This is a genomic window from Aeromonas veronii (genome assembly GCA_041319085.1).
Classification (GTDB): Bacteria; Pseudomonadota; Gammaproteobacteria; order Enterobacterales; family Aeromonadaceae; genus Aeromonas; species Aeromonas veronii_F.
Map to the genome: position 1 here is coordinate 4,154,749 of CP101033.1, position 25,062 is coordinate 4,179,810.

A 25,062-nucleotide genomic window follows, 5' to 3' on the forward strand; every position below is an offset into this window, starting at 1 on the left:
AGGGCTTGACGGGTTTAGCCACCTAAATGTAACAGTCACGTCGGTTATATTCAATCCGGCACTGTTGCAAAGTTAGCGATGAGGCAGCCTTTTGTCTTATTCAAAGGCCTTACATTTCAAAAACTCTGCTTACCAGGCGCATTTCGCCCAGGGGATCACCATAATAAAATGCTGAGGCCTGGCCTTTGCGTAGTGCACGCATCACCTCAATACCTTTGATGGTGGCGTAAGCCGTCTTCATGGATTTAAATCCCAGCGTGGCGCCGATTATCCGTTTCAGTTTGCCATGATCGCATTCAATCACGTTGTTCCGGTACTTAATCTGTCGGTGTTCAACGTCAGACGGGCACCGGCCTTCGCGTTTGAGCAGAGCAAGCGCGCGACCATAGGCGGGCGCTTTATCCGTGTTGATGAATCGCGGGATCTGCCACTTCTTCACGTTGTTGAGGATTTTACCCAGAAACCGGTATGCAGCTTTGCTGTTACGACGGGAGGAGAGATAAAAATCGACAGTGCGGCCCCGGCTGTCGACGGCCCGGTACAGATACGCCCAGCGGCCATTGACCTTCACGTAGGTTTCATCCATGTGCCACGGGCAAAGATCGGAAGGGTTACGCCAGTACCAGCGCAGCCGTTTTTCCATTTCAGGCGCATAACGCTGAACCCAGCGGTAAATCGTGGAGTGATCGACATTCACTCCGCGTTCAGCCAGCATCTCCTGCAGCTCACGGTAACTGATGCCGTATTTGCAGTACCAGCGTACGGCCCACAGAATGATGTCACGCTGAAAATGCCGGCCTTTGAATGGGTTCATGTGCAGCTCCATCAGCAAAAGGGGATGATAAGTTTATCACCACCGACTATTTGCAACAGTGCCCATCGGCGTAGTAGTGGATGTGGTCGATGACAAAGCCGGTGCGGGTCAGCGTGCGCCGGAGGATCGGCAGAAAATCGACCAGGAACGAAGTAGCGCGTGTGACGACGGCCGGTACGCCGACACGCGCCACGGCCTCGGCCCAGCGCGCGGCCGGCGGTTGGAGCAGGCCGTTGTGCACCGAACCGTGGTAGGTGCCGACCGCCAATGTGAGCCAGCGCTCTAGCTCGCGCAGCGTCAGGGCGGCCTTGTTTTCGGAATCGTAGTCGCCGCGCTGGTCAGGGTTGGAGAAGGTCGTTCCCGGCAGTTCGTCGTGAATCATCTGCATCGCCGTGCCGATGATCCGTTCCACGATGCCGCCATAGTGCGGCTGTCCCAGCGGGCGATAGTCCAGCCGGATGCCATGCTGCTCGCAACCCCGGCGCAGGGCCTCGCTCTTGAACTCGGCCGCGTTGTCTAGGTAGAGCAGCAAGGGCTTGCCGCTCATCTGCCAATCCATTTCCACGTTCAGTCCTTCCAGCCAAGGGCGCTTGTCGCAGGCGACATGCACGAGGCACAGGCCAACCGAAACGGCAGACGGCGCTTCCAGCGTGACGACCATGCCGAGCACGCAGCGGGTGAACACGTCGATGGCGAGGGTCAGGTACGGGCGGCCAATAGGTTGCCGGTCGCGGTCATCGACCACGATCAGGTCGATGACCGTATGGTCTATCTGCACCTGCTCCAGCGGCGCGGTCACGGCAGGAGGCTCGCCGCCCACACCTTGTAGGTCACGAGCGGCATCCTGGCCTTCCCGCCGGCGGATGACCTTGCGCGGGTCAAGGCTAGCGATCCGTAAGGCCACGGTATTGCGCGCCGGCACTCGCAGTTTTTGAGCCTTGCACACCTGAGTGACTTCGCGGTGAAAGGCCGCTAGGCTGCGCTTCTGCTTGGTCAGGAACCGCTTTTGCAGTAGCTCGTGGATGACGCGCTCGACCGGTTCCGGCAAGCGCCCCTTACCTTTACCTCCACCGGACTGGCCGGGCACCAGATCCGTCACGAGGCCGCTGCCTTGCCGGGCACGCCGGATCAGAACGTATACCTGGCGCCGAGACAAGCCCAGCGCCTGAGCCGCCATATCGGCCGCTTCGTGCCCGACCGTCTCCGACTGCGCCAACGGACTGATGATCTCCGCACGACGGCGCGCACGCTCCCAAGCCTCATCAGGCAGAGTGGCCACGCCTTGTTCTGGAATCCGTGGGGTGTCCGTCGCCATGCTCACCTCGCTTTGGTGCACACGAGTATTGAGCATAGTCGAGATTGGTGCAGATCACTTCTGATATTGAACTGTCAGGAGCTGGCTGCACAACAGCCATTACGCCCAATCAACTGGTGCAGTCGTCTTCTGAAAATGACATCCATGCCCAGCCCGTGCGCGAGCTGGATCACCGCCCGCACGATAGTTTGGTCACGGGCATCATCCGGGAGCCTGGCGACAAAGGATTGGTCGATTTTCAATGTGGTGATGGGGCAGCATTTCAGATGTTGCAGGCAGGAATAGCCGGTGCCGAAGTCGTCGGCGGCGAAGCGCACGCCGATGGCGCGCAAGGCGTCGAAACTGGCGAACAGGGCTGGATTGCCGAATGCGACCGATTCGGTCAGTTCGATCTCCAGAAGCTCGGCGGGCAGGGCCATATCGGCCAGCACCCGCTTTACCTCGTCGTCGAACGTTGGCCCAACCTGGCTGGCGGACACATTGATGGCAAGACGGAACGGTTGCCATGCCGGTCCTTGCCACTTGTGCATCTGGCGACAGGCCTCGCCCAGCACCCACGCGCCTATTTCCGGCATCAGGCCGAACGACTCGGCCAGCGGCAGGAACTGGCCGGGCGGCAACAGGCCAAGCCTCGGATGCCGCCAGCGCATCAACGCTTCCGCGCCAGCGATCCGGTGATCGCGCAGATCGACCAGCGGCTGGTAATGCAGGTCAAGCTGTCCGCGCGCCGCCGCCTGCGCCAACTCGGCCGCCGTCCATCCGGCGGGCTGCGAACTCGTCATGATCCGCCCCGGAAGGCGCGCAGCAGCCGCGTTACGGCCAGAACGAACAAGCCGGTCAGCGCGAGCGCGGCAACACCCCAATGCTCGCCAAGGAAGGCACCGGCGGTCGTCCCGGCCAGCACGGCGGCGAGAATCGGCAGATGGCAGGGGCAGGTCAACACGGCCAGCGCACCCCACAGGTAGCCGGAAACGGGTTGGCGCGTCTCGGGCGGCAGTTTGTCAGGGGCGTTCACGGCAATGCCTCCTCGTGCGCCCGCTCGGCTGGCATGGAGGCCAGTTGCGCGTCCAGATGGGCCAACGCCGCGCGCCGCCGCTCGACCAACTGGCGCAGCACGGCAAGCTGCGCTGCGGCTTGTGCGCCGTCCGCTGCGTCGAGCGCACGGCACAGCCGCGCCAGGGCATCCAGGCCGATACCCGCCTCGAAGGCCGCGCGCACGAAGCACAGCCGTTGCAAGGCCGCATCGTCGAACACGCCGTAGCCGCCCGTGGTGCAGGCCACCGGCCGTAACAAGCCGCGCACCAGGTAGTCGCGCACGATATGTACGCTCACCCCAGCGTTATGGGCCAGTTGCGATACCGTGTAGGCGCTCATCGCACACCTCCTTGTCCTCACCCGGCGCAGCAGGAAAGCTGCTTCACATCCTTGTTGAAGGTCTGCGCCGCGAGCTTCAACCCTTCGACCATCGTCAGGTAGGGGAACAACTGGTCGGCCAGTTCCTGCACCGTCATCCGGTTGCGAATCGCCAGTGCGGCCGTCTGGATCAGTTCGCCCGCTTCCGGGGCCACTGCCTGCACGCCGATCAGTCGTCCGCTGCCTTCTTCAACCACCAGTTTGATGAAGCCGCGCGTGTCGAAGTTGGCGAGCGCGCGCGGCACGTTGTCCAGCGTTAGCGTGCGACTATCAGTTTTGATGCCGTCATGGTGCGCTTCCGCCTCGCTGTAGCCTACGGTCGCCACTTGCGGGTCGGTGAACACCACGGCCGGCATCGCGGTCAGGTTCAGGGCCGCGTCACCGCCGGTCATGTTGATCGCGGCGCGAGTGCCGGCCGCTGCCGCCACATAGACGAACTGCGGCTGGTCGGTGCAGTCGCCTGCGGCGTAGATGTGTTCCACGCTTGTAGGGGTCTGACGCTCAGTGGAACGAAAACTCACGTTAAGGGATTTTGGTCATGAGATTATCAAAAAGGATCTTCACCTAGATCCTTTTAAATTAAAAATGAAGTTTTAAATCAATCTAAAGTATATATGAGTAAACTTGGTCTGACAGTTACCAATGCTTAATCAGTGAGGCACCTATCTCAGCGATCTGTCTATTTCGTTCATCCATAGTTGCCTGACTCCCCGTCGTGTAGATAACTACGATACGGGAGGGCTTACCATCTGGCCCCAGTGCTGCAATGATACCGCGAGACCCACGCTCACCGGCTCCAGATTTATCAGCAATAAACCAGCCAGCCGGAAGGGCCGAGCGCAGAAGTGGTCCTGCAACTTTATCCGCCTCCATCCAGTCTATTAATTGTTGCCGGGAAGCTAGAGTAAGTAGTTCGCCAGTTAATAGTTTGCGCAACGTTGTTGCCATTGCTGCAGGCATCGTGGTGTCACGCTCGTCGTTTGGTATGGCTTCATTCAGCTCCGGTTCCCAACGATCAAGGCGAGTTACATGATCCCCCATGTTGTGCAAAAAAGCGGTTAGCTCCTTCGGTCCTCCGATCGTTGTCAGAAGTAAGTTGGCAGCAGTGTTATCACTCATGGTTATGGCAGCACTGCATAATTCTCTTACTGTCATGCCATCCGTAAGATGCTTTTCTGTGACTGGTGAGTACTCAACCAAGTCATTCTGAGAATAGTGTATGCGGCGACCGAGTTGCTCTTGCCCGGCGTCAACACGGGATAATACCGCACCACATAGCAGAACTTTAAAAGTGCTCATCATTGGAAAACGTTCTTCGGGGCGAAAACTCTCAAGGATCTTACCGCTGTTGAGATCCAGTTCGATGTAACCCACTCGTGCACCCAACTGATCTTCAGCATCTTTTACTTTCACCAGCGTTTCTGGGTGAGCAAAAACAGGAAGGCAAAATGCCGCAAAAAAGGGAATAAGGGCGACACGAAAATGTTGAATACTCATACTCTTCCTTTTTCAATATTATTGAAGCATTTACCAGGGTTATTGTCTCATGAGCGGATACATATTTGAATGTATTTAGAAAAATAAACAAATAGGGGTTCCGCGCACATTTCCCCGAAAAGTGCCACCTGACGTCTAAGAAACCATTATTATCATGACATTAACCTATAAAAATAGGCGTATCACGAGGCCCTTTCGTCTTCAAGAATTTTATAAACCGTGGAGCGGGCAATACTGAGCTGATGAGCAATTTCCGTTGCACCAGTGCCCTTCTGATGAAGCGTCAGCACGACGTTCCTGTCCACGGTACGCCTGCGGCCAAATTTGATTCCTTTCAGCTTTGCTTCCTGTCGGCCCTCATTCGTGCGTTCTAGGATCCTCCGGCGTTCAGCCTGTGCCACAGCCGACAGGATGGTGACCACCATTTGCCCCATATCACCGTCGGTACTGATCCCGTCATCAATGAACCGGACTGCCACGCCCTGAGCGTCAAATTCCTGGCACTGTTGCAAATAGTCGGTGGTGATAAACTTATCATCCCCTTTTGCTGATGGAGCTGCACATGAACCCATTCAAAGGCCGGCATTTTCAGCGTGACATCATTCTGTGGGCCGTACGCTGGTACTGCAAATACGGCATCAGTTACCGTGAGCTGCAGGAGATGCTGGCTGAACGCGGAGTGAATGTCGATCACTCCACGATTTACCGCTGGGTTCAGCGTTATGCGCCTGAAATGGAAAAACGGCTGCGCTGGTACTGGCGTAACCCTTCCGATCTTTGCCCGTGGCACATGGATGAAACCTACGTGAAGGTCAATGGCCGCTGGGCGTATCTGTACCGGGCCGTCGACAGCCGGGGCCGCACTGTCGATTTTTATCTCTCCTCCCGTCGTAACAGCAAAGCTGCATACCGGTTTCTGGGTAAAATCCTCAACAACGTGAAGAAGTGGCAGATCCCACGATTCATCAACACGGATAAAGCGCCCGCCTATGGTCGCGCGCTTGCTCTGCTCAAACGCGAAGGCCGGTGCCCGTCTGACGTTGAACACCGACAGATTAAGTACCGGAACAACGTGATTGAATGCGATCATGGCAAACTGAAACGGATAATCAACGCCACGCTGGGATTTAAATCCATGAAGACGGCTTACGCCACCATCAAAGGTATTGAGGTGATGCGTGCACTACGCAAAGGCCAGGCCTCAGCATTTTATTATGGTGATCCCCTGGGCGAAATGCGCCTGGTAAGCAGAGTTTTTGAAATGTAAGGCCTTTGAATAAGACAAAAGGCTGCCTCATCGCTAACTTTGCAACAGTGCCCCTCTTTCCCTCTTGAGCAGATGCCAACAGTCCTTAATGCTGTTGATCATCGTCTTGATACCTGGCTATCACAGGCCGAGTTTATGCGGCCAAACAGGCGAGTCGTGAACCTCCTTCGGATTGGTTTGTTATTCGCTGATCTCGATACCTACAAGATGCCCTGGGCTCAAGGTCGCAAGCCTGAAGAACTGGCGGCGGCCATCACGTACTTTTGCCAGTCTGAAGGCATACCGCAGCCATCCATCATGGTCTATTCAGGGCGTGGCATTCAGGCTAAATGGCTACTGGAAAGGCCAGTACCTCGCCAAGCCCTGCCCCGCTGGAATGCTTGCCAAACCCATCTAATCAACAAGCTGGCCGAGCTGGGCGCTGATCCAGGGGCAAAGGATGCAAGCCGAGTGCTTCGCCTGGTCAATACCGTGAATTCAAAGAGCGGGGCCGTGTGCCGTGTGGTTCACGTACTGGAAGAAGGGGGCTTACCCATTCGCTACAACTTCGAGTATCTGGCTGAAATGCTGTTGCCGGTGGCTCGCTGGGACATCGAGAAGCAAAAGGCGGAACGGCAGCAAGCCAGGCTGACGGTCGTTAATGGTGGCAAGGTCGGGAACCTGCGCACCTTCAGCGGTCGTCAACTGGCCTGGGACAGACTGGAAGACCTACGCAAGTTGGGCCAGCTCAGAGGCGGAATCAACGAAGGCGAGCGAATGAGGCATCTTTTCTGGCGTCTTAACTTTCTCCTTCTCTCTGGGGCGACAAACAGCGCCCAGATGTACCATGAGGCCGCCGCTCTTTCCTCCGAGCTGGATACTCGTTGGTCTTACCGCTCCAAAGAGCTTATGACGCTCTACAGCAAGGCGAAATCCTATGAGGCTGGGGAACGTGTCGAGTTCGGCGGAAAGTCGTTTGCACCGCTATACACGCCCAAAAACGACACGCTGATCAACCTATTCCAGATCTCACAGCAAGAACAAGAGCAACTGAAGACGATTATCAGCACTGACGAGGCTCAGAAGCGCCGCAGAGAGCGCGATAGACTGCGTGATGAAGAACGTCGCCGCGCCGCTGGCCAGCTTGAGCGTGAAGCCTATGAAGCCAACTCATTGAGCAGGCAAAAGCCCTGGGAGGCAATGGGCATGAGCCGGGCTAAATGGTATCGCCTGGGCAAGCCTTCACCTCAACAAAACAGTGAGACAAGTCCCTCCCCTATTACTAATGGCGAAGCCTCAGCCCCAGCGTTACAGGCTGCTAGGTGTAAAGCCGTTTAGATGGCTATTTCAAAGTGAGTGAGATTTTGTAACTGATGGCAGCCCTAGAGGCTGCTTTCTTTTGAGGGGTTAGCAGGCGTATAGCCATGCTGGATCTCAGTCTATCACTACCCGCTTAATCTTCCACCTTTAGATCAACTCACCAGGCACCGGCAGCAGTTCGACCAGGTAGCCAAGTTCAGATCTGGACGCCAGAAGGAAATCAACCAGGTGGCCAACTCACCAGGCACCGGCAGCAGCTCGACCAGGTAGCCAAGTTCAGATCTGGACGCCAGAAGGAAATCAACCAGGTGGCCAACTCACCAGGCACCGGCAGCAGCTCGACCAGGTGGCCAAGTTCAGATCTGGACGCCAGAAGGAAATCAACCAGGTGGCCAACTCACCAGGCACCGGCAGCAGCTCGACCAGGTGGCCAAGTTCAGATCTGGACGCCAGAAGGAAATCAACCAGGTGGCCAACTCACCAGGCACCGGCAGCAGCTCGACCAGGTGGCCCATTTCGTACGTACGAAATCAGGCGACTGTAGGAGAGGAATAAAGTTTCATACTAAGCAGTCAAGTAACCCTGTTTGTACCGTTCTAAATGATACTCACCCAGAAATAAAGATTCATACTAATTCCTACTACAAAATCTGAGTCACGCTACAACTGAGTAATAAAGTATCATACTGGTTGTCTTGAGCATCCACAGATTGATTGGCCCCATTCAAACACGTTTCTGGACAAGAATGAGCTAGAAGTATTGATCTAGCTCTGGTGATTTGAATTAGAAAATGTATTAATGTTGTGTATAGTTTATCAGCAGGTATTCGTAAGCATCTAGTCAGGAAAAACAACAATACCCAACGCTTCGAGAAGCTGTTCTTGTTGCCAGCTGGCAATTTTGATACCTGATGTATCGACTTTTCGAGGATCTAAACCGTCGAGTTCGGCGTGACATAAATTAGCACCCTGTAGGCTAAACTGTCCCCAGACATCTTCAGAAAAAACACCTCGACTTAAGTCTGACTCTTTCAGTGATGCGCCCGCGAGGTGAGTCCCTATCCAGCGATTTTCAAACAGCTCACATTTTTCTAAACAGACCCGCTCCATATTGGCATAAGACAGGTTACATCCAGTAATAAAGGCTGAGCAAAAGTACATACGATTACTCACTTGATTGGCAAAGTTTGCTCGGGAAAAGTTGGCCCCTTTTAAATCACACTCACGTAACTCAATACCGTAGCAATTGGCGTTACTAAAGTTTGCCATCGCAAGCTGGCATTGTTGGAAACTTGCATCGCGAAGGTCTGCGACATCAAAATGGCAACCTTCGATATCACCCTGTTCAATGAACTTGCAGTTAATAAATGTCGCATCACGCAAGTTAGCACGTCGAAAATCGCATCGGATAAAGGTGCAAGCAGTGAAAGTAATATCACTTAGATCTTGATGTGAAAAACTGTGGTGTCGATATGTGTGACGGTAGGTTTCCATGTTGACTCCTATGATGAACTGGACGCAACACTACCATCAAAGCCACATCACATCACCAAAATAAAAACACTAAAAATCAAGATCTTAAAAACCCTCATTTTGCCTATTTTAAGGGGGTAAAATAGCGCCCTGAGCCTCTATGTTAACGTTCAAAGTACGCGGCACCATTGAAAAACCTGATTACCCATGATTAGCAGTCAGTTACCACGAACTATACTGATCTTACGTACAGTTATCGAGGTGCGAGATCATGGCCAAAAGCAAAATCCAATTCCAGAAAGGCTACAGCCTGTTTGAGTTTCTCAAGGACTATGGCACTGAGGCTCAGTGCGAAAACGCGCTGTTCACTTGGCGTTTTCCTAACGGCTTTGTCTGCCCTGAATGTGCCAACAAGACCTGTTGTCGCCTGAGAAGGCGGCCACGTGTGTGGCAATGCAATCACTGCCGTCACCAGATGTCATTGACTGGAAACACGATTTTCGCAAACACCAAGCTCCCACTGACCAAGTGGTTTCTGGCAATGCACCTGTTGTCACAAACCAAAACAGGCTTGTCAGCGATGGAGCTAAAGCGCCAGTTGGGCGTCAAATATGACACCGCCTGGATGCTCAAGCACAAGCTGCTGCAAGCCATGAAAGAGTCCGATGACAAGCAGCCCATCAGCGGCATCATTCAGCTCGATGATGTCTACTGGGGTGGCGAGCGCCGTGGTGGCAAACGGGGTCGGGGCGCGGCAGGCAAGACGCCGTTTGTGGCAGCAGTGGCCCTGAACAAGGAAGGACATCCAATCAAGATGCGGATGACGGTGGTCGATGGTTTCAAAACCAAGTCCGTTGCTGATTGGGCAAAACGGCATATTGCCAGTGGTAGCGCGGTGATATCCGATGGATTGGCCTGTTTCAAAGCGGTCAAGGAGGCCAATTGTGAGCACCTGGGTGTTGTCACCGGGGGCAACCTGGACTGGCTGGATCATCCGGCATTCAACTGGGTAAACACGATGATAGGAAATGTGAAAAACTCGCTGCGGGGCAGTTGCCATACGCTCGGAGCGAAGCATTTACCAAGGCATCTTGCGGAATACTGCTTCCGGTTTAATCATCGTTTTGACCTCAAGAGCATGTTGGTTGAATTGGGGCATGCAGTCGTGGCAAGCCCTCCGATGCCATATCGGCTCTTGAAGCTGGCTGAGGGTCATGGGTAATCAGGTTGAAAAAAGGGCACTGTTGCAAAGTTAGCGATGAGGCAGCCTTTTGTCTTATTCAAAGGCCTTACATTTCAAAAACTCTGCTTACCAGGCGCATTTCGCCCAGGGGATCACCATAATAAAATGCTGAGGCCTGGCCTTTGCGTAGTGCACGCATCACCTCAATACCTTTGATGGTGGCGTAAGCCGTCTTCATGGATTTAAATCCCAGCGTGGCGCCGATTATCCGTTTCAGTTTGCCATGATCGCATTCAATCACGTTGTTCCGGTACTTAATCTGTCGGTGTTCAACGTCAGACGGGCACCGGCCTTCGCGTTTGAGCAGAGCAAGCGCGCGACCATAGGCGGGCGCTTTATCCGTGTTGATGAATCGCGGGATCTGCCACTTCTTCACGTTGTTGAGGATTTTACCCAGAAACCGGTATGCAGCTTTGCTGTTACGACGGGAGGAGAGATAAAAATCGACAGTGCGGCCCCGGCTGTCGACGGCCCGGTACAGATACGCCCAGCGGCCATTGACCTTCACGTAGGTTTCATCCATGTGCCACGGGCAAAGATCGGAAGGGTTACGCCAGTACCAGCGCAGCCGTTTTTCCATTTCAGGCGCATAACGCTGAACCCAGCGGTAAATCGTGGAGTGATCGACATTCACTCCGCGTTCAGCCAGCATCTCCTGCAGCTCACGGTAACTGATGCCGTATTTGCAGTACCAGCGTACGGCCCACAGAATGATGTCACGCTGAAAATGCCGGCCTTTGAATGGGTTCATGTGCAGCTCCATCAGCAAAAGGGGATGATAAGTTTATCACCACCGACTATTTGCAACAGTGCCGGTCTATCTGCACCTGCTCCAGCGGCGCGGTCACGGCAGGAGGCTCGCCGCCCACACCTTGTAGGTCACGAGCGGCATCCTGGCCTTCCCGCCGGCGGATGACCTTGCGCGGGTCAAGGCTAGCGATCCGTAAGGCCACGGTATTGCGCGCCGGCACTCGCAGTTTTTGAGCCTTGCACACCTGAGTGACTTCGCGGTGAAAGGCCGCTAGGCTGCGCTTCTGCTTGGTCAGGAACCGCTTTTGCAGTAGCTCGTGGATGACGCGCTCGACCGGTTCCGGCAAGCGCCCCTTACCTTTACCTCCACCGGACTGGCCGGGCACCAGATCCGTCACGAGGCCGCTGCCTTGCCGGGCACGCCGGATCAGAACGTATACCTGGCGCCGAGACAAGCCCAGCGCCTGAGCCGCCATATCGGCCGCTTCGTGCCCGACCGTCTCCGACTGCGCCAACGGACTGATGATCTCCGCACGACGGCGCGCACGCTCCCAAGCCTCATCAGGCAGAGTGGCCACGCCTTGTTCTGGAATCCGTGGGGTGTCCGTCGCCATGCTCACCTCGCTTTGGTGCACACGAGTATTGAGCATAGTCGAGATTGGTGCAGATCACTTCTGATATTGAACTGTCAGGAGCTGGCTGCACAACAGCCATTACGCCCAATCAACTGGTGCAGTCGTCTTCTGAAAATGACATATTGAACCAATAATTAGGAACCACTTTAAACAGACCGATGGGGGTTTCAATGTTCATACGGGCGTATTTACGTGCATCGACAGTGGAACAGGATGCTGAGCGGGCACGAGAGCTTCTGATAGGTTTTGCTGCTGAGCATGGCCATCAGATTGCCAGTTTCTATGTGGAGAATGAGTCGGGAGCGACGCTGGACAGGCCTGAGCTTATGAGGCTGATCCGCGACGCTGCAGATCGTGACATTGTGCTGGTAGAGCAGATTGATCGTCTGGCCCGTCTCAATCAGACGGATTGGCAAACACTGAAGCAGCTTTTGGCACAGAAACAGCTCTCCATCGTTTCTCCTGAGCTTCCGACTTCCTGGGTGGCATTACAGGGGGACAGCCGCTCCGAGTTCACCAGCGCCATTTTGCAGGCTGTAAATGGCATGCTGTTGGATATGCTCGCAGCCGTCGCTCGTAAAGACTATGAAGATCGCCGTCGCAGGCAGCAGCAGGGTATTGCCAAGGCCAGGGATGAGGGGAAATATCGCGGTCGCCAGAAAGATGAAAAGAAGCGTCAGCACATCGCACAGTTGTTGAGCACCGGACACAGCTACTCGGTGATCCAGGAGATGTTGGGTTGCTCCCGCCATCTGATTTCATGCGTGGCAAAAGAGGTTCGTTCAGAAAAATAGCGGGTCATTTATCCGAAGCACCCATACGACGCTTTTCGATATACAGCCATGCAGCAAAGGCGCCAAAGCCTATCAGGAATGCAAACAAGATGCTCAGGATGACGATGCTGTTCATGGTGATGACCCCGCAATCAGGTGATCGTGTGACAAAATTCCATATCACCATGGACTCTGCTCAGGAAAAAATCAACAACGCACTGAAAGTATTGAAATTTGTTCGCTCGCGACAAACATGGTTGCGTGGAATCACGCAGGATGTGGAGCTATGGAATGAACACTGTCATTCCCAACCAATTCCCGTCCAGTTGCGTATTCCGGCGAAGTTGAACAGCCATTCCGGCCAACGTGAACACCCTGATCCTTAACGCGCTCACGTCATCCCGTTTCTAACTCGACTGTTCAGATTGGGTCAACTCACTTCTCCTCTTTCTCATCGATTCTCCCTTCAGTGACAGCCGGTGAGCGTTGTGCATCAGCCGGTCCAGGATCGCATCTGCCAGGGTGTTGTCACCCAGCTCGCGTACCACTCTTCAGTTGGCAGCTGACTGACTACTACCGTCGAGTATTTCCCGTACCGATCATCCATGATCTCCAGCAGGGCGTTGCGCTGCTCGGCATTCACCGCTTCCAGTCCCCAGTCATCGAGGACCAGTAGCTCTATCCTGGCCAGTTGACCCAGCAGTCTGGCGTAACTGCCATCTACCTTGGCCTGGCTCAGCTCAAGTAGCAGACGCGGCAGCCGGTAGTAACGAGTGCTATGCCCTTGCTGACAGGCTTGGTAGCCCAGCGCACAAGCCAGGTAGGTTTTTCCACAGCCACAGGGGCCGGTAATGAGCAGGTTCTGGCCTCGGCGCAGCCACTCTCCTTGGGCCAGGTTTGCAACCTGTGACCGCTCCAGGTTGCGTGCAGACTGGTAGTCCACCTCTTGCACCGTGGCTTGGAGTTTGAGCCGCGCCTGCTTGACTAGCCGAGCTTGTTTACGTTGCTCCCGGCTCAGTTGTTCGTGTTCGACCAGCAGGCTTAGACGCTCGATGAAGGGCAGCCCTTCGTAGGTACTGGCCTGTTCCAGTTGTTGTTGCACTGCATCCGCCATGCCGGTCAGTTTCAGGTTTCTCAGGCGGGTCAGGGTTTGTTGGGTCATGGGGCGTATCCTCTTTAGTGGAAGCTCTGGGGGCCACGGATGTTCTCGTGCTCTTGCGGTAACTCTGGGTAGCTCAGCGGGCTTTCGGGCAGTTGGTCGCGGCCACTGGTCAGCACCGACTTGAGCTGTTTGAGTCGCACCAGTCCTTCCCGATTAGCCAACTGACAGCAGGCCTCGACCCGTGATGGCGGATACTCCCGGCTAAGACTCAGTAGCCCCAGGCAGAGTCGGTATGCCTGCTCGACATGGGCTTTCTCTTCCAGCCGTTCGCTCACCCAGCACAAGGTGCCCGGTCCGATATCAGCAGCCCACTGCTTGAGACGGCCTGGCGTCCAGCGTTGCTGCTTGCTGTGGCGTTCCGGCATGTGCTCCGGGATCGTGCTCATCCCCGGGATGGTTTTACGCGGATGGCTCGCGACCAGCTGTTGCTGGTGATAGACCTGAAGCAAAGTGTCGCCAGCATGGAGCTCCAGTTGCTGGCCCACATACTGGTGTGGCACCGAGTAGTGGTGCTGCTCATAGCTGACGTGATAGTCGATGTTGACCTTGACCGTTTTGATGGCGACATAGCGATAGGGATGCACCGGCAGTGGTCCCAGCGCCGGGCGGTCCAACTGCTCAAACGCCTCGCGCCGGTTACCGGGCAGTTGCTTGAACGGGCGCTCGTTGAGTTCGTCCAGCAAGGCCCGGATGCACTGGTTGAGCTCGGCCAGCGAGAAAAAGGTCTGGTGGCGCAAGCGGGCGAGGATCCAGCGCTCGACGATCTGCACACCCACCTCAGCCTTGGCTTTATCCTTGGGCTTGTAAGGGCGAGCTGGCATCACTGCCACCTGATAGTGCTCGGCCAACTGCTGGTAGCTGGGGTTGAGCTCGGGATCGTATCGGCAAGCCTTGCTGACACCGCTTTTGAGGTTGTCGGGGATCAGCAGTGCAGGTGTACCGCCGAAAAACTCAAAGGCACGGACATGGCTTTGCAACCAGTCCGGCAGTGACTGTGACCAGGTAGCCTCGGCAAAGGTGTAGTTGGACGCACCAAGCACGGCGACAAAGATCTGGGCCTGACGGACCTCCCCCGTGGAGGGCGAGGCGATGGGCACCGTGGGCCCGCAGTAGTCGATAAAGAGCTTTTCCCCCGCCTTGTGGATCTGGCGCATGGAGCGCTTTTGCAACTGACACCAGGATTTGTAACGGTCGCAGAACTGGGAGTAGCTGTAACAGCTGTTGGGATAGCGCTGGGTGTACTCCTCCCAGAGCAGTTGTTTGGAGACCCCCTTACGCTTGAGCTCCTGATGGACAGAGGACCAATCCGGTACAACATGGCGGGCCGAGATGGTGGTATCGGCCTGCGGATAGAACAGGGCCGCCAGTTGGCCATCATGGGGAGCCCGCAGAATTCGGAAAAAATCGTACGCTAAGGTTTTCCGGGCATCCGTAAGGGCCGAAACTTCCCGTCTTCCAGTCTGCGGCTCTGCCGCCAGACGTAATCGCCGGTTAGGTTGATGTGCTCCCAGCCCAGCGGCGACAGGAATTGCAGCAGCTCGCCGTCCACCGGCTTGCCGGCCTCGACCAACCCCTGGGTGGCGCGTTCCAGGTACACCGTGTTCCACAGCACGATAGCCGCCGTCACCAGGTTGAGGCCGCTGGCCCGGTAGCGCTGCTGCTCGAAGCTCCGATCCCTGATTTCCCCAAGGCGGTTGAAGAACACCGCCCTGGCCAGCGAGTTGCGCGCCTCACCTTTGTTCAGGCCGGCATGCACGCGGCGGCGCAGTTCAACACTTTGCAGCCAGTCCAGGATGAACAGCGTGCGCTCGATCCGGCCCAGCTCGCGCAGGGCCACGGCCAGTCCGTTCTGGCGCGGGTAGCTGCCGAGCTTGCGCAGCATCAGCGAGGCGGTGACGGTGCCCTGCTTGATCGAGCTGGCCAGGCGCAGGATGTCGTCCCAGTGGGCACGCACGTGCTTGATGTTCAGGGTGCCGCCGATCAGCGGGCGCAACGTCGGGTAGGCTTGCACGCCCTGCGGCACGTACAGCTTGGTTTCGCCGAGGTCGCGGATGCGCGGCGCGAAGCGGAAGCCTAGCAGGTGCATCAGGGCAAAGACGTGATCGGTGAAGCCGGCCGTGTCGGTGTAGTGCTCCTCGATCCGCAGGTCGGACTCGTGGTACAGCAGGCCGTCGAGCACATAGGTGGAATCGCGGACGCCGACATTCACCACGCGGGTGCTGAACGGCGCGTACTGGTCGGAGATATGGGTATAGAACAGCCGTCCCGGCTCGCTACCGTACTTCGGGTTGACGTGCCCGGTGCTCTCGCCCCGGCCACCCGCGCGGAAGCGCTGGCCATCGGAGGATGAGGTCGTGCCGTCGCCCCAGTGGGCGGCAAAGGCATGGCGATACTGGTGGTTGACCAGCTCGGCCAAGGCCGCCGAATAGGTTTCGTCGCGGATGTGCCAGGCTTGCAGCCAGGACAGCTTGGCGTAGGTCAGGCCGGGGCTCGACTCGGCCATCTTGGTCAGCCCGAGGTTGATCGCATCACCGAGGATTGCGGACAGCAGCAACGTCCTGTCTTTGGCCTCGGCCCCGTCCTTCAAGTGGGTGAAGTGGCGGCTGAAGCCCGTCCAGTCGTCCACGTCCATCAGCAGTTCGGTGATCTTGATGCGCGGCAGTAACTGGCTGGTTTGGTCGATCAGCGCCTGCGCCCGATCCGGCACCGCCGCATCCAGCGGGGTGATTTTCAGCCCTGACTCGGTGAGGATGGCATCGGGCAGCTCGTTGTCCTTGGCCAGGCGGGTGACGGTGGCCAACTGCTCGTCCAGCAGCTGCAAACGCTCTTCCAGGTACTGGTCGCTGTTCGGGTTGATCGCCAGGGGCAGGGCCTGCTCGCGCTTGAGTGCGGCGAACTTCTCGGCCGGCAGCAGGTAGTCGTCGAAGTCGCGGAACTGCCGCGAGCCCTTGACCCAGATGTCGCCGGAGCGCAGGGCGTTCTTCAGCTCGGACAGGGCGCAGATTTCGTAGAATTTCCGGTCGAGGCCTTCCGGGGTGATCACCAGCGGCTTCCAGCGCGGCTTGATGAAGGCCGTGGGTGCATCGGCCGGCACCTTGCGCAGGTTGTCGGCGTTCATCTCACGCAGGGTCTGCACGGCTGCCAGCACGCCTTGCGCGGCCGGCCCGTGCTGTTCCCCAACTTTTCGCTCGGCGAAGAGTATGAACATGCGCCGCCGGCGACGAATCGCCAAATCTCACCGTATCTCCCGAGCGGACGATTTCGCACCGGTCTGCCCGTCGAAGGGCTTGCGATCGAACGGGGCGACCTTTTCTATGCATGTCCGCGAGCCAGCGTCTTTTATGGCACGGCGCTCGACGCCGACCTTCGGACGCGCGGCGTAAGCACGCTTGTCATGGCCGGGATAAGCACCACCGGCGTTGTTCTTTCAAGCGTCGCCTGGGCTAGTGATGCGGACTACGACGTGCGTTTGGTCCAGGACTGCTGCTACGACCCGGATCGGGATGCCCACGAAGCTCTGTTGCGTTCCGGGTTCGGCGGACGTGTACAGGTCGTGTAATTTTCGGGCCTCGCATGATCGCGGCCATAGCCGCAGGTGGATTGGTGCGAGGCAGGGCCAGTCCAAGTCAGGGTGCGGTCATCGCGGCGCCTGCAACTCTCAAAAACCCATCGCCGTAGCGGAGGTCTTGTAATCGCATGTCATTACGCACGCCCGATTTATTGTTCACAGCGATAGCACCTGCCATTTGGGGCAGCACCTACATTGTCACCACCCAATACCTGCCGAACTTCTCACCGATGACGGTCGCGATGCTGCGGGCGTTGCCGGCGGGTTTATTGCTCGTGATGATCGTCCGACAGATTCCAACGGGAATCTGGTGGATGCGCATCTTCATCCTCGGCGCACTTAATATTTCGCTATTCTGGAGTTTGTTGTTTATTTCGGTCTACCGCCTGCCGGGCGGGGTCGCGGCGACGGTAGGCGCTGTGCAGCCGCTGATGGTCGTGTTCATCTCTGCCGCTCTGCTAGGTAGCCCGATACGATTGATGGCGGTCCTGGGGGCTATTTGCGGAACTGCGGGCGTGGCGCTGTTGGTGTTGACACCAAACGCAGCGCTAGATCCTGTCGGCGTCGCAGCGGGCCTGGCGGGGGCGGTTTCCATGGCGTTCGGAACCGTGCTGACCCGCAAGTGGCAACCTCCCGTGCCTCTGCTCACCTTTACCGCCTGGCAACTGGCGGCCGGAGGACTTCTGCTCGTTCCAGTAGCTTTAGTGTTTGATCCGCCAATCCCGATGCCTACAGGAACCAATGTTCTCGGCCTGGCGTGGCTCGGCCTGATCGGAGCGGGTTTAACCTACTTCCTTTGGTTCCGGGGGATCTCGCGACTCGAACCTACAGTTGTTTCCTTACTGGGCTTTCTCAGCCCGGGGACCGCCGTGTTGCTAGGATGGTTGTTCTTGGATCAGACGCTGAGTGCGCTTCAAATCATCGGCGTCCTGCTCGTGATCGGGAGTATCTGGCTGGGCCAACGTTCCAACCGCACTCCTAGGGCGCGTATAGCTTGCCGGAAGTCGCCTTGACCCGCATGGCATAGGCCTATCGTTTCCACGATCAGCGATCGGCTCGTTGCCCTGCGCCGCTCCAAAGCCCGCGACGCAGCGCCGGCAGGCAGAGCAAGTAGAGGGCAGCGCCTGCAATCCATGCCCACCCGTTCCACGTTGTTATAGAAGCCGCATAGATCGCCGTGAAGAGGAGGGGTCCGACGATCGAGGTCAGGCTGGTGAGCGCCGCCAGTGAGCCTTGCAGCTGCCCCTGACGTTCCTCATCCACCTGCCTGGACAACATTGCTTGCAGCGCCGGCATTCCGATGCCACCCGAAGCAAGCAGGACCATGATCGGGAACGCCATCCATCCCCGTGTCGCGAAGGCAAGCAGGATGTAGCCTGTGCCGTCGGCAATCATTCCGAGCATGAGTGCCCGCCTTTCGCCGAGCCGGGCGGCTACAGGGCCGGTGATCATTGCCTGGGCGAGTGAATGCAGAATGCCAAATGCGGCAAGCGAAATGCCGATCGTGGTCGCGTCCCAGTGAAAGCGATCCTCGCCGAAAATGACCCAAAGCGCGGCCGGCACCTGTCCGACAAGTTGCATGATGAAGAAGACCGCCATCAGGGCGGCGACGACGGTCATGCCCCGGGCCCACCGGAACGAAGCGAGCGGGTTGAGAGCCTCCCGGCGTAACGGCCGGCGTTCGCCTTTGTGCGACTCCGGCAAAAGGAAACAGCCCGTCAGGAAATTGAGGCCGTTCAAGGCTGCCGCGGCGAAGAACGGAGCGTGGGGGAGAAACCGCCCATCAGCCCACCGAGCACAGGTCCCGCGACCATCCCGAACCCGAAACAGGCGCTCATGAAGCCGAAGTGCCGCGCGCGCTCATCGCCATCAGTGATATCGGCAATATAAGCGCCGGCTACCGCCCCAGTCGCCCCGGTGATGCCGGCCACGATCCGCCCGATATAGAGAACCCAAAGGAAAGGCGCCGTCGCCATGATGGCGTAGTCGACAGCAGCGCCGGCCAGCGAGACGAGCAAGACCGGCCGCCGCCCGAAACGATCCGACAGCGCGCCCAGCACAGGTGCGCAGGCAAATTGCATCAACGCATACAGCGCCAGCAGAATGCCATAGTGGGCGGTGACGTCGTTCGAGTGAACCAGATCGCGCAGGAGGCCCGGCAGCACCGGCATAATCAGGCCGATGCCGACAGCGTCGAGCGCGACAGTGCTCAGAATTACGATCAGGGGTCTGTTGGGTTTCACGTCTGGCCTCCGGACCAGCCTCCGCTGGTCCGATTGAACGCGCGGATTCTTTATCACTGATAAGTTGGTGGACATATTATGTTTATCAGTGATAAAGTGTCAAGCATGACAAAGTTGCAGCCGAATACAGTGATCCGTGCCGCCCTGGACCTGTTGAACGAGGTCGGCGTAGACGGTCTGACGACACGCAAACTGGCGGAACGGTTGGGGGTTCAGCAGCCGGCGCTTTACTGGCACTTCAGGAACAAGCGGGCGCTGCTCGACGCACTGGCCGAAGCCATGCTGGCGGAGAATCATACGCATTCGGTGCCGAGAGCCGACGACGACTGGCGCTCATTTCTGATCGGGAATGCCCGCAGCTTCAGGCAGGCGCTGCTCGCCTACCGCGATGGCGCGCGCATCCATGCCGGCACGCGACCGGGCGCACCGCAGATGGAAACGGCCGACGCGCAGCTTCGCTTCCTCTGCGAGGCGGGTTTTTCGGCCGGGGACGCCGTCAATGCGCTGATGACAATCAGCTACTTCACTGTTGGGGCCGTGCTTGAGGAGCAGGCCGGCGAGCGCGGCGGCACCGTTGAACAGGCTCCGCTCTCGCCGCTGTTGCGGGCCGCGATAGACGCCTTCGACGAAGCCGGTCCGGACGCAGCGTTCGAGCAGGGACTCGCGGTGATTGTCGATGGATTGGCGAAAAGGAGGCTCGTTGTCAGGAACGTTGAAGGACCGAGAAAGGGTGACGATTGATCAGGACCGCTGCCGGAGCGCAACCCACTCACTACAGCAGAGCCATGTAGACAACATCCCCTCCCCCTTTCCACCGCGTCAGACGCCCGTAGCAGCCCGCTACGGGCTTTTTCATGCCCTGCCCTAGCGTCCAAGCCTCACGGCCGCGCTCGGCCTCTCTGGCGGCCTTCTGGCGCTCCTGCTGCGGCGTCCGCTCGTGGGCCGTGGCGCGGGTCCGCGCGCCGGCCTCGTGCGCCTGGCGCTCGCGGGCGAGGTCCAGGGCGGCCGTCTTCACGTTCTGCCTTGCGCAGATGAGATAGGGGCGCAGTGGCGGTTTTCATGGCTTGTTATGACTGTTTTTTTGTACAGTCTATGCCTCGGGCATCCAAGCAGCAAGCGCGTTACGCCGTGGGTCGATGTTTGATGTTATGGAGCAGCAACGATGTTACGCAGCAGGGCAGTCGCCCTAAAACAAAGTTAACCTCTGAGGAAGAATTGTGAAACTATCACTAATGGTAGCTATATCGAAGAATGGAGTTATCGGGAATGGCCCTGATATTCCATGGAGTGCCAAAGGTGAACAGCTCCTGTTTAAAGCTATTACCTATAACCAATGGCTGTTGGTTGGACGCAAGACTTTTGAATCAATGGGAGCATTACCCAACCGAAAGTATGCGGTCGTAACACGTTCAAGTTTTACATCTGACAATGAGAACGTATTGATCTTTCCATCAATTAAAGATGCTTTAACCAACCTAAAGAAAATAACGGATCATGTCATTGTTTCAGGTGGTGGGGAGATATACAAAAGCCTGATCGATCAAGTAGATACACTACATATATCTACAATAGACATCGAGCCGGAAGGTGATGTTTACTTTCCTGAAATCCCCAGCAATTTTAGGCCAGTTTTTACCCAAGACTTCGCCTCTAACATAAATTATAGTTACCAAATCTGGCAAAAGGGTTAACAAGTGGCAGCAACGGATTCGCAAACCTGTCACGCCTTTTGTACCAAAAGCCGCGCCAGGTTTGCGATCCGCTGTGCCAGGCGTTAAGGCTACATGAAAATCGTACATTACGAAGCGAATGCACCATGGATAGGAAGAATGAAATGCCCAAACCCAAAGTGTGGGAAGGAAACTCCTGCCTGGCAATCGAGCGGCATGAGCGACAGTTGCCCGCATTTTTTCTGTGATACTTGCTCGAATGTAATCCATAGAGAGCAGGACCATGCATTACTGTATGAAAATGAAATCAATCAAGAGCTCTTGGATCGAATAGCAGCAACTCTTCCAGATTGCCCTTGCGGGGGTAGGTTTGTTCCTGGTGCAAACCCAAAGTGTCCGAGTTGCAAGACCGAGTACGTGCACCAATGGGATGCAGTGAAAAGGTTGAATGTACCTTTTATGCCAATCTTGGATGGTTCCTGCTTGATTCGAGATAGGCTGTATTCGTATGAAGTATGCATTGGTTCTAAACCAAAATACTGGTGGCGTTTGTTCACAAATGCCTTAACAAGTTTAGGCAAGGGACGCTCCTGACGTCGCGCCCCTGCTAAAAGCGTTAGATGCACTAAGCACATAATTGCTCACAGCCAAACTATCAGGTCAAGTCTGCTTTTATTATTTTTAAGCGTGCATAATAAGCCCTACACAAATTGGGAGATATATCATGAAAGGCTGGCTTTTTTTTGTTATCGCAATAGTTGGCGAAGTAATCGCAACATCCGCATTAAAATCTAGCGAGGGCTTTACTAAGCTTGCCCCTTCCGCCGTTGTCATAATCGGTTATGGCATCGCATTTTATTTTCTTTCTCTGGTTCTGAAATCCATCCCTGTCGGTGTTGCTTATGCAGTCTGGTCGGGACTCGGCGTCGTCATAATTACAGCCATTGCCTGGTTGCTTCATGGGCAAAAGCTTGATGCGTGGGGCTTTGTAGGTATGGGGCTCATAATTGCTGCCTTTTTGCTCGCCCGATCCCCATCGTGGAAGTCGCTGCGGAGGCCGACGCCATGGTGACGGTGTTCGGCATTCTGAATCTCACCGAGGACTCCTTCTTCGATGAGAGCCGGCGGCTAGACCCCGCCGGCGCTGTCACCGCGGCGATCGAAATGCTGCGAGTCGGATCAGACGTCGTGGATGTCGGACCGGCCGCCAGCCATCCGGACGCGAGGCCTGTATCGCCGGCCGATGAGATCAGACGTATTGCGCCGCTCTTAGACGCCCTGTCCGATCAGATGCACCGTGTTTCAATCGACAGCTTCCAACCGGAAACCCAGCGCTATGCGCTCAAGCGCGGCGTGGGCTACCTGAACGATATCCAAGGATTTCCTGACCCTGCGCTCTATCCCGATATTGCTGAGGCGGACTGCAGGCTGGTGGTTATGCACTCAGCGCAGCGGGATGGCATCGCCACCCGCACCGGTCACCTTCGACCCGAAGACGCGCTCGACGAGATTGTGCGGTTCTTCGAGGCGCGGGTTTCCGCCTTGCGACGGAGCGGGGTCGCTGCCGACCGGCTCATCCTCGATCCGGGGATGGGATTTTTCTTGAGCCCCGCACCGGAAACATCGCTGCACGTGCTGTCGAACCTTCAAAAGCTGAAGTCGGCGTTGGGGCTTCCGCTATTGGTCTCGGTGTCGCGGAAATCCTTCTTGGGCGCCACCGTTGGCCTTCCTGTAAAGGATCTGGGTCCAGCGAGCCTTGCGGCGGAACTTCACGCGATCGGCAATGGCGCTGACTACGTCCGCACCCACGCGCCTGGAGATCTGCGAAGCGCAATCACCTTCTCGGAAACCCTCGCGAAATTTCGCAGTCGCGACGCCAGAGACCGAGGGTTAGATCATGCCTAGCATTCACCTTCCGGCCGCCCGCTAGCGGACCCTGGTCAGGTTCCGCGAAGGTGGGCGCAGACATGCTGGGCTCGTCAGGATCAAACTGCACTATGAGGCGGCGGTTCATACCGCGCCAGGGGAGCGAATGGACAGCGAGGAGCCTCCGAACGTTCGGGTCGCCTGCTCGGGTGATATCGACGAGGTTGTGCGGCTGATGCACGACGCTGCGGCGTGGATGTCCGCCAAGGGAACGCCCGCCTGGGACGTCGCGCGGATCGACCGGACATTCGCGGAGACCTTCGTCCTGAGATCCGAGCTCCTAGTCGCGAGTTGCAGCGACGGCATCGTCGGCTGTTGCACCTTGTCGGCCGAGGATCCCGAGTTCTGGCCCGACGCCCTCAAGGGGAGGCCGCATATCTGCACAAGCTCGCGGTGCGACGGACACATGCGGGCCGGGGTGTCAGCTCCGCGCTGATCGAGGCTTGCCGCCATGCCGCGCGAACGCAGGGGTGCGCCAAGCTGCGGCTCGACTGCCACCCGAACCTGCGTGGCCTATACGAGCGGCTCGGATTCACCCACGTCGACACTTTCAATCCCGGCTGGGATCCAACCTTCATCGCAGAACGCCTAGAACTCGAAATCTAACGTCCGTTCGGGCATCGAGGTCCATGTCGGGGTGGGACGGGCCCGTGGCTTCAAGATCACTTGCAGTCCGACCGCGATGTCTTGGTTGCGCGAGAGGTTGTCGATATCCTCCACTTCCATCATCAACCCTGGATAATGCCGCCGCCGTCATCGCCGCCGACGCCCGTGCCGGGCTTTTCGGGCCTGTCAGGCTTGCTCGGCCTTCAGCCTGCCTGGGCGAGATCTCCGGCGGACGGATTAACGGCGGAGCTTCGCCGCCTTTCGTGCGTGTGAAGGCCGAAGATAGTTCTCTCAAAAACATCCGTTTATGAGAGATACCAAATGTCATTTTCAGAAGACGACTGCACCAGTTGATTGGGCGTAATGGCTGTTGTGCAGCCAGCTCCTGACAGTTCAATATCAGAAGTGATCTGCACCAATCTCGACTATGCTCAATACTCGTGTGGGCTCTGTTGCAAAAATCGTGAAGCTTGAGCATGCTTGGCGGAGATTGGACGGACGGAACGATGACGGATTTCAAGTGGCGCCATTTCCAGGGTGATGTGATCCTGTGGGCGGTGCGCTGGTATTGTCGCTATCCGATCAGCTATCGCGACCTTGAGGAAATGCTGGCGGAACGCGGCATTTCGGTCGACCATACGACGATCTATCGCTGGGTCCAGTGCTACGCCCCGGAGATGGAGAAGCGGCTGCGCTGGTTCTGGCGGCGTGGCTTTGATCCGAGCTGGCGCCTGGATGAAACCTACGTCAAGGTGCGGGGCAAGTGGACCTACCTGTACCGGGCAGTCGACAAGCGGGGCGACACGATCGATTTCTACCTGTCGCCGACCCGCAGCGCCAAGGCAGCGAAGCGGTTCCTGGGCAAGGCCCTGCGAGGCCTGAAGCACTGGGAAAAGCCTGCCACGCTCAATACCGACAAAGCGCCGAGCTATGGTGCAGCGATCACCGAATTGAAGCGCGAAGGAAAGCTGGACCGGGAGACGGCCCACCGGCAGGTGAAGTATCTCAATAACGTGATCGAGGCCGATCACGGAAAGCTCAAGATACTGATCAAGCCGGTGCGCGGTTTCAAATCGATCCCCACGGCCTATGCCACGATCAAGGGATTCGAAGTCATGCGAGCCCTGCGCAAAGGACAGGCTCGCCCCTGGTGCCTGCAGCCCGGCATCAGGGGCGAGGTGCGCCTTGTGGAGAGAGCTTTTGGCATTGGGCCCTCGGCGCTGACGGAGGCCATGGGCATGCTCAACCACCATTTCGCAGCAGCCGCCTGATCGGCGCAGAGCGACAGCCTACCTCTGACTGCCGCCAATCTTTGCAACAGAGCCTCCGTCGCCATGCTCACCTCGCTTTGGTGCACACGAGTATTGAGCATAGTCGGGCACTGTTGCAAATAGTCGGTGGTGATAAAC

At 57.1% G+C, this 25,062-nt stretch carries 20 protein-coding genes and 9 pseudogenes; 13 read left to right on the forward strand and 16 right to left on the reverse strand.

Annotation, left to right across the window (positions count from 1 at the left end; translation table 11 throughout):
• Window positions 1-109: 109 nt before the first annotated feature.
• The 8 genes and pseudogenes from NMD14_19780 to NMD14_19815 all read right to left on the reverse strand — a co-directional run bounded on the left by NMD14_19780 (window position 110) and on the right by NMD14_19815 (window position 5,539).
• The gene (locus tag NMD14_19780; protein XEI32876.1) at window positions 110-814 is read right to left on the reverse strand and encodes an IS6-like element IS26 family transposase; all 705 of its coding nucleotides are present in this window, start codon (window positions 812-814) and stop codon (window positions 110-112) included.
• Window positions 815-878: 64 nt separating this feature from the next.
• A pseudogene (locus tag NMD14_19785) lies at window positions 879-2,129 on the reverse strand (transposase).
• A 74-nt stretch (window positions 2,130-2,203) separates the two neighbouring features.
• The gene (locus NMD14_19790) at window positions 2,204-2,872 is read right to left on the reverse strand and encodes an EAL domain-containing protein (GenBank protein XEI34807.1); all 669 of its coding nucleotides are present in this window, start codon (window positions 2,870-2,872) and stop codon (window positions 2,204-2,206) included.
• 35 nt (window positions 2,873-2,907) lie between these two features.
• Window positions 2,908-3,144, reverse strand: coding sequence for a broad-spectrum mercury transporter MerE (gene merE, locus NMD14_19795; GenBank protein ID XEI32877.1), 237 nt, complete (start codon window positions 3,142-3,144; stop codon window positions 2,908-2,910).
• Window positions 3,141-3,503, reverse strand: a complete 363-nt coding sequence (gene merD / locus NMD14_19800) for a mercury resistance co-regulator MerD (protein ID XEI32878.1) — start codon at window positions 3,501-3,503, stop codon at window positions 3,141-3,143. The genes merE and merD overlap by 4 nt, the downstream gene beginning before the upstream one ends.
• Before the next feature lie 17 nt (window positions 3,504-3,520).
• Window positions 3,521-4,018, reverse strand: a pseudogene (locus NMD14_19805) (mercuric reductase).
• 160 nt (window positions 4,019-4,178) lie between these two features.
• Complete coding sequence (locus NMD14_19810) at window positions 4,179-5,039, reverse strand: broad-spectrum class A beta-lactamase TEM-1 (protein ID XEI32879.1); 861 nt, start codon at window positions 5,037-5,039, stop codon at window positions 4,179-4,181.
• 182 nt (window positions 5,040-5,221) lie between these two features.
• A pseudogene (locus tag NMD14_19815) lies at window positions 5,222-5,539 on the reverse strand (recombinase family protein).
• 62 nt (window positions 5,540-5,601) lie between these two features.
• Between NMD14_19815 and NMD14_19820 the strand changes: the two are divergent.
• Both NMD14_19820 and NMD14_19825 read left to right on the forward strand, forming a co-directional pair.
• Window positions 5,602-6,306, forward strand: coding sequence for an IS6-like element IS26 family transposase (locus tag NMD14_19820; protein ID XEI32880.1), 705 nt, complete (start codon window positions 5,602-5,604; stop codon window positions 6,304-6,306).
• Window positions 6,307-6,378: 72 nt separating this feature from the next.
• Window positions 6,379-7,623 (forward strand): RepB family DNA primase, encoded by a 1,245-nt coding sequence (locus tag NMD14_19825; GenBank protein ID XEI32881.1) that lies wholly within the window; start codon window positions 6,379-6,381, stop codon window positions 7,621-7,623.
• 818 nt (window positions 7,624-8,441) lie between these two features.
• On the opposite strand, the gene NMD14_19830 is transcribed toward NMD14_19825, so the two are convergent.
• On the reverse strand, window positions 8,442-9,098 hold the full coding sequence (locus NMD14_19830; GenBank protein XEI32882.1) for a quinolone resistance pentapeptide repeat protein QnrS2: 657 nt from the start codon (window positions 9,096-9,098) through the stop codon (window positions 8,442-8,444).
• Between the two features lie 250 nt (window positions 9,099-9,348).
• Here NMD14_19830 and NMD14_19835 point away from each other — a divergent pair, with 250 nt between their 5' ends.
• A complete protein-coding gene (locus NMD14_19835) occupies window positions 9,349-10,299 on the forward strand; it encodes an IS1595-like element ISKpn3 family transposase (GenBank protein XEI32883.1) in 951 nt (316 codons plus the stop codon).
• A gap of 67 nt (window positions 10,300-10,366) precedes the next feature.
• Here NMD14_19835 and NMD14_19840 read toward each other — a convergent pair whose 3' ends face one another.
• Both NMD14_19840 and NMD14_19845 read right to left on the reverse strand, forming a co-directional pair.
• The gene (locus NMD14_19840; protein ID XEI32884.1) at window positions 10,367-11,071 is read right to left on the reverse strand and encodes an IS6-like element IS26 family transposase; all 705 of its coding nucleotides are present in this window, start codon (window positions 11,069-11,071) and stop codon (window positions 10,367-10,369) included.
• 64 nt (window positions 11,072-11,135) lie between these two features.
• Window positions 11,136-11,684: pseudogene (locus tag NMD14_19845) on the reverse strand (helix-turn-helix domain containing protein).
• 191 nt (window positions 11,685-11,875) lie between these two features.
• On the opposite strand from NMD14_19845, the gene NMD14_19850 reads away from it, so the two are divergent.
• Together NMD14_19850 and NMD14_19855 are read left to right on the forward strand one after the other, a co-directional pair.
• A complete protein-coding gene (locus NMD14_19850; GenBank protein XEI32885.1) occupies window positions 11,876-12,499 on the forward strand; it encodes a recombinase family protein in 624 nt (207 codons plus the stop codon).
• 98 nt (window positions 12,500-12,597) lie between these two features.
• Window positions 12,598-12,864: a hypothetical protein gene (locus NMD14_19855; protein ID XEI32886.1), complete on the forward strand. Its 267-nt coding sequence runs from the start codon at window positions 12,598-12,600 to the stop codon at window positions 12,862-12,864.
• A gap of 21 nt (window positions 12,865-12,885) precedes the next feature.
• Here the strand turns inward: NMD14_19855 and istB are convergent.
• From istB to NMD14_19870, 3 pseudogenes are all read right to left on the reverse strand, one after another.
• Window positions 12,886-13,640, reverse strand: a pseudogene (gene istB, locus NMD14_19860) (IS21-like element ISAs29 family helper ATPase IstB).
• 14 nt (window positions 13,641-13,654) lie between these two features.
• Window positions 13,655-15,016 (reverse strand): annotated as a pseudogene (istA, locus tag NMD14_19865) (IS21 family transposase).
• Between the two features lie 35 nt (window positions 15,017-15,051).
• Window positions 15,052-16,803 (reverse strand): annotated as a pseudogene (locus NMD14_19870) (Tn3-like element TnAs1 family transposase).
• Between the two features lie 3 nt (window positions 16,804-16,806).
• On the opposite strand from NMD14_19870, the gene NMD14_19875 reads away from it, so the two are divergent.
• Together NMD14_19875 and NMD14_19880 are read left to right on the forward strand one after the other, a co-directional pair.
• On the forward strand, window positions 16,807-17,199 hold the full coding sequence (locus NMD14_19875) for a cysteine hydrolase (GenBank protein XEI32887.1): 393 nt from the start codon (window positions 16,807-16,809) through the stop codon (window positions 17,197-17,199).
• 137 nt (window positions 17,200-17,336) lie between these two features.
• Entirely contained in the window at window positions 17,337-18,221 is an 885-nt protein-coding gene (locus tag NMD14_19880; GenBank protein XEI32888.1) for an EamA family transporter, read from the forward strand.
• A 31-nt stretch (window positions 18,222-18,252) separates the two neighbouring features.
• On the opposite strand, the pseudogene tet(A) reads toward NMD14_19880, so the two are convergent.
• A pseudogene (gene tet(A) / locus NMD14_19885) lies at window positions 18,253-19,451 on the reverse strand (tetracycline efflux MFS transporter Tet(A)).
• 105 nt (window positions 19,452-19,556) lie between these two features.
• Between tet(A) and tetR(A) the strand changes: the two are divergent.
• Window positions 19,557-20,192, forward strand: a complete 636-nt coding sequence (gene tetR(A) / locus NMD14_19890) for a tetracycline resistance transcriptional repressor TetR(A) (GenBank protein ID XEI32889.1) — start codon at window positions 19,557-19,559, stop codon at window positions 20,190-20,192.
• Between the two features lie 31 nt (window positions 20,193-20,223).
• On the opposite strand, the gene NMD14_19895 is transcribed toward tetR(A), so the two are convergent.
• Window positions 20,224-20,466 carry a relaxase gene (locus NMD14_19895; GenBank protein XEI32890.1) on the reverse strand — a complete coding sequence of 81 codons (243 nt, stop codon included), beginning with the start codon at window positions 20,464-20,466 and terminating at the stop codon, window positions 20,224-20,226.
• A gap of 202 nt (window positions 20,467-20,668) precedes the next feature.
• Between NMD14_19895 and dfrA1 the strand changes: the two genes are divergently transcribed.
• From dfrA1 to NMD14_19920, 5 genes and pseudogenes are all read left to right on the forward strand, one after another.
• Entirely contained in the window at window positions 20,669-21,142 is a 474-nt protein-coding gene (dfrA1, locus tag NMD14_19900) for a trimethoprim-resistant dihydrofolate reductase DfrA1 (GenBank protein ID XEI32891.1), read from the forward strand.
• A 703-nt stretch (window positions 21,143-21,845) separates the two neighbouring features.
• Entirely contained in the window at window positions 21,846-22,193 is a 348-nt protein-coding gene (locus NMD14_19905) for a QacE family quaternary ammonium compound efflux SMR transporter (GenBank protein XEI32892.1), read from the forward strand.
• A complete protein-coding gene (gene sul1, locus NMD14_19910; protein ID XEI32893.1) occupies window positions 22,187-23,026 on the forward strand; it encodes a sulfonamide-resistant dihydropteroate synthase Sul1 in 840 nt (279 codons plus the stop codon). The genes NMD14_19905 and sul1 overlap by 7 nt, the downstream gene beginning before the upstream one ends.
• Before the next feature lie 127 nt (window positions 23,027-23,153).
• Window positions 23,154-23,653 (forward strand): annotated as a pseudogene (locus NMD14_19915) (GNAT family N-acetyltransferase).
• Window positions 23,654-24,159: 506 nt separating this feature from the next.
• On the forward strand, window positions 24,160-24,924 hold the full coding sequence (locus tag NMD14_19920; protein ID XEI32894.1) for an IS6-like element IS6100 family transposase: 765 nt from the start codon (window positions 24,160-24,162) through the stop codon (window positions 24,922-24,924).
• The last annotated feature ends 138 nt before the right edge of the window (window positions 24,925-25,062 follow it).